The sequence below is a fragment of the Chryseobacterium fluminis genome, from assembly GCF_026314945.1.
In the GTDB taxonomy this organism is placed as follows: Bacteria; Bacteroidota; Bacteroidia; order Flavobacteriales; family Weeksellaceae; genus Chryseobacterium; species Chryseobacterium fluminis.
Map to the genome: position 1 here is coordinate 2,408,623 of NZ_CP111121.1, position 13,741 is coordinate 2,422,363.

The following is a 13,741-nucleotide window of genomic DNA, read 5'->3' on the forward strand; positions in this document are numbered from 1 at the left end:
GTATACCTATTAGACTTACACAAAGTTAGTGAATACCTTTGGCAAAACATTATTACCCTACATGATATTTATTTTTATACACTTTTAAGTTAAAAACTTTTTGTTCTAAAGATCAATATCACTTGGGTACAACAACTATTGGAATTATGGAGACGCAGAAATTTAGTTATGACAATTCGATTGTCAAAGCATTCCTCTATGCTACAATTGCATTTGGTCTTGTGGGTTTTTTATTAGGTCTTACGGCAGCTCTGATGCTTTTTTATCCCGAACTTCCTGAATTTTTATTCGGAACAGACGATACTACTATTAAGAGCCTGGCGTCAGGGAATATTCAGGGTCTGATTAATACACAGGGTGCACTGGGTTTCGGAAGAATCAGAATGCTCCATACCAGTGCCGTTATTTTTGCATTTGTCTGTAATTCTTTCTTCTGTGGAGCCTATTACAGCCTGCAGAGATTGCTGAAAACAAGAATGTACAGTGATACGCTTTCATGGATCCATTTCTGGACCTGGCAGATCATGATTATTTCTGTAGTGATTACTTTCCTGATGGGAATCAATACTTCTAAAGAATACGCGGAACACGAATGGCCCATTGATATTTTGATTACCATTTCGTGGGTTGTTTTCGGGATCAACATGTTCGGAACCATCGCAAAAAGAAGGGTAAGACATTTATATGTTGCCATCTGGTTTTTCATAGGAACCTGGATCGCAGTAGCTATGCTTCATATTTTTAATAATCTTGAAGTTCCGTTATCTTTCACAGGCTGGAAATCATACTCCGTTTATGCAGGAGCAAAAGATGCTCTTGTCCAGTGGTGGTACGGTCATAATGCCGTAGCTTTCGTACTGACCACTCCGGTTCTTGGCCTGATGTATTATTTCCTTCCGAAAGCCGCAGACAGACCGGTATTTTCATATAAATTATCGATCATCCACTTCTGGTCACTGATCTTCGTATACCTTTGGGCCGGACCTCACCATCTCCAGTATACTGCTTTGCCAGCATGGGCTCAGGCCGTGGGAACAGGATTTTCTATTATGCTCATCGCACCTTCATGGGGCGGAATGCTGAACGGTCTTCTTACTTTAAGGGGAGCCTGGGACAAGGTGAGAGAAAACCCGATCCTGAAATTCTTCGTAGTTGCCGTAACCTGCTATGGAATGGCCACTTTTGAAGGACCTTTATTAGCAACAAAATCACTAAACAAAATCGGCCACTATACCGATTGGGTTATCGGTCACGTACACTTGGGAGCCTTAGGCTGGAACGGTTTCATGGCCTTCGGAGTAGTATATTACCTGATTCCTATCATGTGGAGAACTGAACTCTGGTCCAAAAAATTAGCAAACTGGCACTTCTGGCTGGGAACCCTGGGAATTATTTTCTACGCTGTTCCTATGTATATTTCCGGATTTACGCAGGGACTCATGTGGAAACAGTTTAACCCGGACGGAACTTTAGTATGGAAAAACTGGTTAGATACCGTTACCGCTATTATTCCCTATTTTAAAATGAGATTTTTAGGAGGTATCTTCTATCTTTTCGGAGCAATTTTAATGGTGGTGAATGTTATTAAAACCATCAGAAAGGGCTCATTCCAGAAAAATGTTCCGGCGGAAGCTCCTGCGTTAGCCAATATCGGAAGTGTAAGAAAAGAAGGCGAAGGGGTTCACCTCTGGCTTGAAAGAACTCCGAAATTATTATCCATCCTGGCCTTTGTTACCATAGCTATCGGAGGGCTGGTAGAAATTATTCCTACTCTGACTCTAAAACAGAGTGTTCCGACCATTTCAGCAGTGAAACCTTATTCCCCTCTGGAACTGGAAGGAAGAGACTTATACATCCGTGAAGGCTGTAACGCCTGCCATTCCCAAATGATCCGCCCTTTCAGGGATGAGATTGTAAGATTTGAAGGTAAAAACGGGCAATATTCCAAAGCCGGAGAGTTTATCTATGACAGACCATTCCTTTGGGGGTCAAAAAGAACCGGGCCGGATCTTCACAGAGAAGGCGGCAGAAACCCGGATTCATGGCACTTCAAACATATGTATAACCCAAGAATTACCTCTGCAGGATCTATTATGCCCCGTTTTCCATGGCTGATCACCAATACACTGAACAGAACACAAATGGTGGACAAAATGAAATTAATGAAAAACTATTTCGACGTCCCTTATACCAAATCAGAGATCGATTCTGCCAATCAATGGGCAGACAACCAGTCCAAAGCTATCGTTAAACGGATTTATGCTGAGGCTGCGGATGTAAAAGAGCAGGTGGAAAAAGACCGTGCAGCGAAGGGAGCATCATTTGTTCCGCTGGAACAGAGAGAAATCGTTGCGATGATCGCTTACCTGCAGAGACTGGGTACCGATATTAAAACCACACAAATTCAAACGGCAAGTGCTGACTAATCTAAACTGACAGACAATGAAAACAAGAACACCATTATTCATCAATATCGCTGTAACAATAGGTTTAACTGTTCTGGCATTCGAAATGTTTGCGCACGAAAGCGCTTATTTTTCATCACCTTTTTTCTGGGGTCTGATGGTGATTACCATTATTCTTCTTTTTATCATGAACGCCATCGGGGATCTGATAGAGAATGAAAATTTCAGAAAATTATCCGACGAAGAAAAAGCAATATTTCTGAAGGACAAAAATACCCCGTATTTTCAGAAACTCTGGAACTCGGCATTTAAAAAACAGTCTGCCACTGAGGAAAAAGACATTCTGATCGATCACGGTTTCGACGGAATTACAGAACTTGACAACTCTCTACCCAAATGGTGGATCGGCTTATTCTATTTCGGATGTATCTTTTGTGTGGTGTATTTAACGGCATTTGCCTTCACCGACTATGCACACCCTGAAGCAGAACTGACCCATGACACGAAAATAATGCTGGCGTCCATTGAAGAATACGAGAAAAATGCACCCCAGATCACCCTTGAAAACGCCAAATACAGCGCAGACAACATTGCCGAAGGTCAGGAATTATTCAAAACCAATTGTGTAACCTGCCATGGAGACGGTGCAAAAGGAGGAATAGGTCCAAATCTTACCGATACGCACTGGATTAATCATAAGGAAAAAAGTTTATTCAAAAATGTATTCTGGATGCTGGAAAACGGTTCTCCAAACAACCCTACCATGCGGCCCTTCATTAAAGAAGGAACCATCACGGGAAGAGATGCAGAAAAAATAGCAGCCTATATTTATCATATCAATCAGGAAACAGCTCCTATTACCCCGGCTCAGGGCGGTGCTGCCCCTCAGGGCGATGAGATAAAGTGGGAAAACGGAAACGACTAAAATTTTATTATCTCCAAGTATATTTCATACCCCCTTTGAAACTAAACTAACATTTGAATTTCCATTTTTATATTCACCTTTTCAACTATTTAAAAATGAGATCAAAGGGGGTGTTTTTAAACAACAAAATCCAGGCCTTGACAGTCCTTATCAACTAATTCACTTGACTATTCACTAAACTAAATTCCATAATGGGCAGTCAAGGCAGGATTTTTGTATGCAGTGTGGTAATCATAGTAAAGAATTCATCATCTTATAATAAATGATTTATTATCTTTGTTAAAACCACCAACTTTTGAAACTAAAAATTAATAAAAGAAAACTACTCAGGCGATCTGTAATAACCATTATCTCCATATTGGTTTTTCTGACCCTGTTGCTATTCAGCTTAAGACTTCCTGTTGTTCAGAATTTCATTAAAGACAAACTGGTCGTTTACTTAGAGAAAAAAATCAAAACAAAAGTAAGCCTCGAAAGAGTTTATATAGGATTTCCAAACAGTCTTGTTATGGAAAATCTCTATTTAAAAGGGCAGAATATCGATACGCTTCTGGCCGTAAAAAAACTGGATGTCGGTCTGAATATGCTTAAACTGATCAGTTCTACAGCAGACATTACCTCGGTGGATCTTGAAGGAGCCAGAGCCAACGTAGTCAGAAATAAAGACGGTAAATTCAATTTCGATTATATCATTGACGCTTTTGCCACCAGTGATAAGGAAGAAAGCCCTTCCAAACCTTTTATTATTTCTCTTGATAAAATTACCCTGAAAGACATTGGGGTTACTTTTAATGATGAACAATCAAGAAATGACATTAAAGTGTATTTCAAATCTTTTGATACACGGGTAAAAACCTTTGATTTAACCAATAATAAATATGCCGTTAATGATATTAATCTTGACGGATTAAAATTAAAACTGAAACAGGATCTTGTAGAGGAAGTTTCTGAAAAAGTAGAGAAAAAAGTAGATTCTCTTAACAATAAGAAACCTATGCAGATCGGTCTGAGAGGGATTAAGCTGACTAATTTTGATATCGATTACGGTGATGATAACAGTAAGACTTTCGCTAAGGTTTTATTTAAAGAATTAAGCACAAAGGTCAACAAGCTCGATCTTGAAAATAACGCCTATAATGTTTCCAATGTTTTTCTTTCGGGTGCCAACATCAATGCCAATCTTTTTCTTCCGGCTCAGGATGCCAATCCTAAAAATACAGAAGAACCTGAGGCTTCAAAAAATTCGGATAAGGAAAAGGCAATGCAGCTTCTTCTTGGGAAACTGGTTTTGAATGATGTAAAGGTAGCCTATAACAATACCGCCATCGCACCTACAAAACAGGGAATGGATTTTAACCACATGAACTTTTCGAAAATGAATGTGGAAGTACGACGTTTTAAAATGCAGGACAACACTTTTGAAGGAACCGTAAATTCAGCTGAAATCCAGGAAGCCCGAGGTTTAAATATTCAAAAGCTTAATACAGACTTTGTGTATGGAGAAAAAGAAGCTTATCTGAAAGACCTTTATCTGCAGACGCCGAAAACCCTGTTACGTGATGAGGTGATTCTAAATTATAACTCCATCGGTCAGTTAACATCGAATCCGGGTGCTGTAAAGGTTTCAGCCAATATTAAAGATTCGAGAATCGGTTTTGCAGATATTTTAAATCTGGTTCCTACTTTAAGAACTACAGTCCCTTTCAGTAAATATCCCAATGCCATTTTAAATGTTAATGCCAACGTAAAGGGAATGGTCAATGATCTGCTGATTAACGATCTTAAGGTTTCGGGTCTGGACCAGTTAAGAGTTGCTGCCTCCGGGAGAGTTAAAAATGCCATGAATCCTGACAATTTGTATTACGACCTTCGAATTACAGAGTTATCTTCTTCGGCAAGGACCATCTTTAACTTAGTGCCTAAAAATACCATTCCATCTAACATTTCTCTGCCTTCAAACATGAGTATTAAAGGAACGGCAAAAGGAACAACCAAGGTTGTGAATGCGAATCTTAACCTATATTCTACTTTGGGGAATGCTGCCGTAATTGCGAAGGTTGACATGCGCAGAAAAAACCACGAATTGTATGATGTAAAAGCCAACCTGCAGGGATTGCAGATCGGAAAGATTATCCAGAATAAAGATATCGGGCCTATCAGTGCACAAATTGCAGCTAAGGGTGAAAGCTTTGATTTCAAAAATGCAAAGGCAGACCTGAAAGGACATGTGGCTTCGGCGGTCTACAAAGGCTACCGTTATCAGAATATGAACCTGACGGGCAAGATCAATCGTGGTGCTTATCATATCGTTCTGAATTCAAAGGATCCGAATGCCAATTTAATGCTGACTGCTTCCGGAGTCTATGATGATAAAAATCCAACGGTTAAAGTTAACGGGCAGATTATAAAACTGGATGTGAATAAACTCGGGTTCTATGCAAAACCTATGATTCTTGCGGGAAAAATTGACGGTGATTTCACCAGCATTGATCCGGATCATTTAAACGGTTATCTGAATCTTAAAGATTTTGCTTTTTCGGATACCAAAGAAGTATTTCCTGTTCAGGAACTGAATCTCAAAGCCCGCTCAACGAATGATTCCACACAGATTATCTTCAATTCCCAGGTAGCAGATGTAGAGCTTACCGGAAAATACAGGCTGACGCAGATTTTCGGTTCCCTGGCACAGACCATCAACCAGTATTACCAGTTTCAGAAGCCGGATAAAACTCAAAAAATTGAAGCAGGACAGTTCTTCACTTTCAATGCTAAAATCAAAAATGATGATATCATCAGGAAATTTGTTCCGGAGCTGAAAAGTTTTGAAACTATTAATCTGGTTGGAAATTATGATGCTGATTCTCAAAAAATAGAAGTTAACGGATCGATACCTCAATTACTGTACGGCGAAAACAGCATTGAAAATGCTACTATAAAAGTTACAAATGAAAATCAGGCTTTACAGTATGCCCTGGATGTTGCTGCTGTGAAAAGTTCCAGCTTTGCCTTAAATAAGATCAATATCAGTGGAGATGTTGCCGATAATACCATTAATTATAATATCACCACCAAAGATGAAAAAGAGGCTACGCAGTTTTTAATTGCAGGAAATGCCAGATCATTGAATGATATTACAGAGATTTCACTGAATCCGAATGGTCTGAAATTAAATTACACAGACTGGACCGTTGCCGAAAATAATAAAATCCAGATCAGTGACAGAGGAATTCTGGCTGATAATTTCAGGCTTTCCAATGCGGGAAGTGAGATCCTCCTGCAGTCTGAAACCAATGTGCCCGGCAGCCCTCTCAATGTTTCGCTGAAAGATTTTAAAATAGAAACCATCACTGAATTTATTAAGAAAGATACTGTTCTGGCGAGAGGAACGATTAATGGTACGGCTCAGTTGCGAAACGTCACGAAAAATATGACATTTACTTCAGATCTAAATATTTCAGATCTGTTCGTGTATGGAAATCCGATCGGAAATCTTGCTGTGAAAGTAAATAATGTATCTCCGAATGTTTTAAATGCTGATGTTGCGCTTTCAGGTAATGATAATGACGTGAAAATATTAGGAGATTACAATACATCGTCCAGCACGTTTGATCTGAATATGGCGATCAATAAGCTTCAGATGAAGAGCGTACAGGGATTCTCCATGAATGCGATAACCAATACCGAAGGATATATCTCCGGAAATCTTAAGATCACCGGAAAAGCCGATCAGCCGAATATTTTAGGAAAAGTGAAATTCAATGATGTCGGACTGGAAATTGCCAAAACCGGAAGTGATTTCAGAAAACTGAATGATGAGATCGGCTTTACCAGCAGAGGTATTGAATTTGACAATTTCAAAATCAACGATAAAGACGGAAATTCCTTAAGAATCGACGGGCAGGTTCTTACGCAGACGTATCGCGATTTTGCCTTTAATCTGGACGTTAATGCCAAAGATTTTAAAGTGGTAAATTCTGAGAAGTCCGATGATGCCATGATGTATGGTATCCTGGCCATCGATGCGGCACTGCGTGTCCGCGGAAATCTGGATCTTCCGAAAGTAGACGGAAGGCTTGCGGTAGCAGACAATACTGATTTCAGCTTCGTACTTCCCCAATCCTCTCCTACTCTTCAGGAGCGGGACGGAATTGTAGAATTTATCGATCAGGATCAGGTGGTTTTAAACAAAACCATCAGTGCGGATTCCCTGAAAGCTCAAAGCCGAATCAAGGGAATGGACGTAAGTGTAAATATCGAGGTAAGCAAAGAAGCAAAAATGTCGATCATTATCGATAAAGCAAACGGAGATTTTGTAAAACTTCAGGGTGAAGCGGAACTTACAGGAGGCGTAGATCCTTCTGGTAAGACCACTTTAGTGGGCGTTTATGAAGTAGAAAAAGGAAGCTACGAAATGTCAGTAAGCATCCTGAAACGTAAGTTTGATATTCAGAAAGGAAGTACCATTACCTGGACCGGTGAACCTACTGCCGCTACACTGGATATCACGGCCATCTATAAAACGGAGACCGCACCGATTGACTTAGTGGAACAGCAGGTGACCGATGCCACCACCCTCAACCAGTTTAAACAGAGAATACCTTTCAATACATTGCTGAAAATGAAAGGCGAACTGCTGAAACCGCAGATTACATTTGACATTACCACAGACGAAAAAAATAATGCGGTTTCTTCTACGGTGACCGACCTGGTGGATCAGAAATTAACACAGCTGAGAACCCAGGAATCTGAACTGAATAAGCAGGTTTTCGCCTTATTGTTACTAAACCGTTTCATTGGTGAAAATCCGTTTGAATCGAGCGCAGGCACTTCCGGAGAGATGATGGCAAGACAGAGTGTAAGTAAATTATTATCCCAGCAGCTTAATAACCTGGCAGGTGATCTCATCAAGGGAGTCGATCTGAATTTCGGACTTGATTCTTCAGAAGACTATTCCACCGGACAGAAAAATACAAGAACGGACCTTAACGTGGACATCAGTAAAAGACTTCTTAATGACCGTCTTAAAGTAACAGTAGGAAGTAACTTCGGCCTGGAAGGGGAAGCGCGTCAGAATGAAAATATGACCAATATCGCAGGAGATTTAACCCTGGATTACAGCTTATCCAGAGATAACCGGTATATGCTGCGGGCCTACCGTAAAAACGATTATCAGGTAGCCCTTCAGGGTCAGATTGTGGAAACAGGGCTCGGATTTGTCATCACCCTGGACTATGACAGATTCCGTGAGATTTTCCAAAGATCGAAAAATAAGAGACCTAAAAAAGAAAATAAAAATAACCAAGTGGTAGAATTTAAATAAATGAAAAGTAATTTCCATACCTGTTTTAAATATTTGTTCGCTTCCGGATTGGCTTCGGCTACCCTCTCATGCAGCAATACAAAGTTTCTGAAGCAAGGTCAGATGCTGTACACCGGCGCTGAAGTGAAAATCGAAAATGATACGCTTTCGAAAAAAGATAAGAAGGAACTTCGGGAAGCGCTTCAGGCTAAGCTAACCCCAAAGCCCAATTCTTCATTTCTGGGTCTGAGACCTAAATTATACTTTTACAATATTGCCAAAGAGCCTAAAAAAGAGAAGGGCTTTAATTATTGGTTAAAATATAAAATAGGGGAAAAGCCTGTTTTACTGGGTGATGTCGATCGTGAATTCAACAGGGATATCATTGTCAATTATTCTGAGAACAAAGGCTATTTCAATGCCAACGCAACGTATGATACCATTTCTAAAAATAAAAAGGCGAAGGTTATTTATACGCTGAGACCCGGTGCCCAGTATTTAATCAGCGATGTTAAATTTCAGAAGGATTCTACTTTAATCAATAAAGAAATTCAGAACCTGACCGATAAAACGTTTCTTAAATCCGGAAAACCATTTGATCTTGATGTTATCAAAGCTGAGCGTGAAAGAATCGATAACGGACTGAAAGAAAGAGGTTTTTATTATTTCCACCCGGACAATATTATTGCCCAGGCGGACAGTACGGTCAGTAAAAACCATAAGGTGGAGCTTAATGTAAAGCTGAAAGACAATACTCCAGATCTGGCGACACAACAGTTCAGCATCGATAAGGTTATTGTATTTCCCAATTATAATATTCAGGATGTAAAAGACGGGAAATACAGTGTCCCGATGAACCCTGATTCGCTCTCAAAATATTCCTATGAGCACATCTATGTTGTAGATCCAAAGCATAAGTTTAAACCCAAAATTTTTGACAGGGCTCTGTATTTTAAAGAAGGGGACATTTATAACCGTACCAACCATAATCTTTCTTTAAACCGACTGATCAGTTTAGGTGTTTTTAAATTTGTGAAAAACGATTTTGTGGTTTCAGACTCTTTAAATCATAAATTTGATGCCTACTATATGTTAACGCCAAGGGAACTTCAGTCTCTGCGCCTTGAAGCATTAGGAAGAACCAACTCTGCCAACTATGCCGGAAGTGAGCTTAACCTGAACTGGACCCACCGAAATTTTTTCCGTGGTGCGGAACAGTTCAAGGCTTCTGTATACGGAGCATTTGACGTGCAGGTGGGTGGACCTGAAAATGCCCAGAATATATTCAGAGCCGGAACCAATGTTCAGCTTTCGATCCCCAGAATTGTGGCACCGTTCCGTTTTAATTCATCCAGTGCGTTTGTTCCGAGAACCAATATCAGTCTGGGATATGAATTCCAGAACCGGACGCAATATTATACATTAAATACGTTCAGCGCATCATTCGGATACCTGTGGAAAGAAAATATAAGAAAGGAACATGACCTGAAAGTCCTGGATGTCACCTTGGTTTCACCGGCTAAGATAACTCCTCTTTATGACTCGCTGTCGCAGAAAAGTGATGCAATGCGAAGAGTGGTCGAGAAGCAGCTTATTTTCGGCCCAACCTATTCTTACACCTATACGAATACGATGGTCAATAAGCCGACGACCATTTATTATAAAGGAACTCTGGACCTTGCCGGAAACATTACAGGGCTTGTATCCGGTGCAGACGTAAAAAAAGACAAAGAAAAGAAACTCTTCGGAATCCCTTTCAGTCAGTATGCCAAGATTGAAAATGACTTCCGCCTGTATCATAAATTCACAGAAAAAACTTCACTGGCAACACGATTCATTGCCGGGGTCGCTTATCCTTACGGAAATTCCGAGAATATTCCTTTTTCCAAACAGTTTTTTTCGGGAGGAAGTAACAGTATCCGTGCCTTCCGTGCCAGAACTTTAGGGCCGGGAAGTTTTGATCCGAGAACGATCGAATCGGGTTATTACTTCGACCAGTCCGGAGATGTCAAGCTGGAATTAAATGCAGAATACCGCGCTAATCTTTACAAATTTTTAAATGTTGCCGTATTTGCGGATGCCGGAAATATCTGGCTGATCAACGAGGATGCACAAAGACCGGGCGCTAAGTTTTCTAAAGAATTTTTAAGCGAAATTGCAGTAGGCGCCGGGGTGGGACTGAGACTGGATTTTTCTATTCTTGTTTTAAGACTGGATCTTGCCATGCCATTAAGAGTTCCTTATTATGAGAAAAATGACCGATGGGCATTTGACAGGATCAATTTTGGAGATTCCAACTGGCGAAAAGACAACCTCATTTTGAATATTGCAATCGGATATCCTTTTTAATATGATCAACAATATAAAATTTTTCTGGGAAGTTTTAAAAGAATCTTTTACAGAATGGAATAATTCTTCTGCTTCAAGGGATTCTGCAGGTCTGGCTTATTACGCGATTTTTTCGATTCCCGGACTTTTAATTATTATCATCTGGATTGCGGGTAATTTTTTTGGTGAGGAAGCGATTCGCGGACAGATCAGCAGTGAGATCAGCGGAATTATGGGAGCAGATGTTGCCAAAAGTATCCAGGATATGATTGCCGGTGCGCTAATCGACAAGCAGAACGTTTTCATGAAAGCAGTAGGAGTCGGATCACTGGTTTTCGGTTCCACGACTCTTTTCTTTCAGTTACAGCATACCCTGAATACCCTGTGGGATGTACAGGCTGCTCCCAAAAAGGCATTCACAAAATTTCTATTAGACCGGGCCAATTCATTAGGAATGATTCTTATTTTAGGATTTCTATTAATGATTACCATGGTTTTGTCATCCCTCATCAGTGTTTTCAATAATCTAATTACCCGCTACTTTGGCTTCGAGACCTATATGCTCGTAGAACTTGTAAATTTCGGAGTAGGATTTGGTTTTGTGATGTTACTCTTTGCAATGATGTTTAAAATACTTCCCGACGTCCAGGTCAGCTGGAAGCCTGTATGGAAGGGTGCCTTCCTTACCGCAGTTTTATTTACGCTCGGAAAGTTTTTGCTGAGTCTTTATTTCGGAACGGCGAAGCCTACTTCTGCTTTCGGAACTGCAGGAACCGTTATTCTGATTATGATGTGGATCAACTATTCGTGTATGCTTATTTTCTTTGGTGCCGTATATACCAAAGTATATGCTTATAAAAAAGGATATACGATAATCCCTTCTAAACATGCGAAATGGAGTGATGCGAAGCTGTATGAAGAAACCCAGAGAAAAAAGGAAAATGAAAATATTTCATAAAAAAAGCCTCCCGTCTATTTTATTCGGGAGGCCTTTTTTACATTCTGTTTACCGTTTCTATTCCCAGAAGCTGCAAAGATTTTCTGATCGTCTTTGCCGCTAAATCCGATATATTCAGACGGAACTGCGTCACATTTTTATCCTCGTGATTTAAGATTGGATTGCTCTGATAAAAAGAATTATAAGTCTTGACCAGGTCATAAACATAGTTGGCTACTAAAGCGGGACTTAATGTTTCTGCAGATCTGGCTACTACGGTTTTAAAATTAGCCAGCTGCATAATCAATTCTTTTTCGGATTGATTAAGATCAGTACTTTCTGCTTCTTTCTGCTCAAACTGAGCTTTCGCCAGTAACGACTGAATACGGGCATATGTATACTGAATAAAAGGTCCTGTATTTCCGTTAAAATCGATACTTTCTTCCGGATTAAAAAGCATTTTTTTCTTAGGGTCAACTTTCAGCATAAAATATTTTAACGCTCCGATTCCTACATTTTCGTAGTTGGCGTTCTTTTCCTCTTCTGTGAAATGTTCCAGTTTTCCGAGTTCTTCAGACTTGGATTTTGCAATATCATGCATATCCTGCATCAGTTCGTCGGCATCTACTACGGTACCTTCACGGGATTTCATTTTTCCGTTCGGAAGTTCAACCATTCCGTAAGACAGGTGATACAGCTGGTCTGCCCATGAATATCCCAATTTTCCAAGAATTTTAAATAAAACCTGGAAATGGTAATCCTGCTCATTTCCGACCGTATAAATTAATTTCTGAATATCGTTTTGTTTAAAACGCTCTACTGCGGTTCCCAGATCCTGCGTCATATACACGGAAGTTCCGTCGGAACGCAATAAAAGTTTCTGATCCAGTCCTTCATCGGTAAGATCACACCATACAGAGCCATCTTCCTTCTGGTATAAAATACCTTTATCTAATCCTTCCTGAATAAGATCTTTTCCTAAAATATAAGTGTTGCTTTCGTATTGTATCTGATCAAAATTTACGCCCAGTCTCTGATAGGTTTCCCCAAAACCTTTATACACCCAGGCATTCATTTCAGACCAGAGATTTCTTACTCTTTCATCACCGTTTTCCCAGTCCAAAAGCATTTGCTGAGCTTCTTTTATCAGAGGAGCCTCTTTTTTGGCCTGCTCTTCACTCATCCCCTGCTCTACAAGCTCTGAGATTTCTTTTTTATAATTTTTATCAAATTCTACATAGTAGTTCCCTACAAATTTATCCCCCTTGGTATCCGTCGTTTCCGGAGTTTCCCCACGCCCGAATTTTTCCCATGCCAGCATGGATTTGCAGATATGAATACCTCTGTCATTGATAATCTGGCATTTAATCACATCATATCCCGCTTCTTTAAGAATCTGCGAAACTGAAAAGCCTAATAAATTATTTCTTACATGTCCTAAGTGAAGAGGCTTATTGGTATTGGGAGAGGAGTATTCCACCATTACGGTAGAATTTTTCTTTTCAATCACTGAAAAACCTTCTGTTACTGCCTTAAACTGATCCATAAAAAACCGGTTTTTAACTTTAACATTCAGAAAGCCTTTGACAACATTGAAGCTTTCCAGAAGATCAGTCTGCTCCGTTAAAGCCTGCCCTAATTCCACCCCGATACTTTCAGGATTTTTTTTCAGCTGTTTAACCAATGGAAAAGTAACAATGGTAAAATCCCCTTCAAATTCAGTTTTATTTTCCTGAATTTCCAGATTAATATCTTTTAGCTGGTATACATTTAATATGATTTCAGAAAGTTTACTTTCTATAATATCTTTAATATTCATCGCAAAATTTTGAAATACAAATATACGG

General features: G+C 39.8%; 6 protein-coding genes. 5 read left to right on the forward strand and 1 reads right to left on the reverse strand.

Translation table 11 applies throughout. The annotated features are described in order from the left end of the window. Positions 1-146 precede the first annotated feature (146 nt). From ccoN to ODZ84_RS11055, 5 genes are all read left to right on the forward strand, one after another. A complete protein-coding gene (gene ccoN / locus ODZ84_RS11035) occupies positions 147-2,426 on the forward strand; it encodes a cytochrome-c oxidase, cbb3-type subunit I (RefSeq protein WP_266177142.1) in 2,280 nt (759 codons plus the stop codon). A 16-nt stretch (positions 2,427-2,442) separates the two neighbouring features. Beyond that, positions 2,443-3,330, forward strand: coding sequence for a cytochrome c (locus ODZ84_RS11040; RefSeq protein WP_266177143.1), 888 nt, complete (start codon positions 2,443-2,445; stop codon positions 3,328-3,330). 295 nt (positions 3,331-3,625) lie between these two features. Next, positions 3,626-8,650 (forward strand): translocation/assembly module TamB domain-containing protein, encoded by a 5,025-nt coding sequence (locus ODZ84_RS11045; protein WP_266177144.1) that lies wholly within the window; start codon positions 3,626-3,628, stop codon positions 8,648-8,650. Further along, positions 8,651-10,978, forward strand: a complete 2,328-nt coding sequence (gene tamL / locus ODZ84_RS11050; RefSeq protein WP_266177145.1) for a translocation and assembly module lipoprotein TamL — start codon at positions 8,651-8,653, stop codon at positions 10,976-10,978. A gap of 1 nt (position 10,979) precedes the next feature. Further along, complete coding sequence (locus ODZ84_RS11055; protein ID WP_266177146.1) at positions 10,980-11,915, forward strand: YihY/virulence factor BrkB family protein; 936 nt, start codon at positions 10,980-10,982, stop codon at positions 11,913-11,915. Positions 11,916-11,952: 37 nt separating this feature from the next. Here ODZ84_RS11055 and argS read toward each other — a convergent pair whose 3' ends face one another. After that, complete coding sequence (gene argS / locus ODZ84_RS11060; protein WP_266177148.1) at positions 11,953-13,713, reverse strand: arginine--tRNA ligase; 1,761 nt, start codon at positions 13,711-13,713, stop codon at positions 11,953-11,955. Positions 13,714-13,741 lie beyond the last annotated feature (28 nt).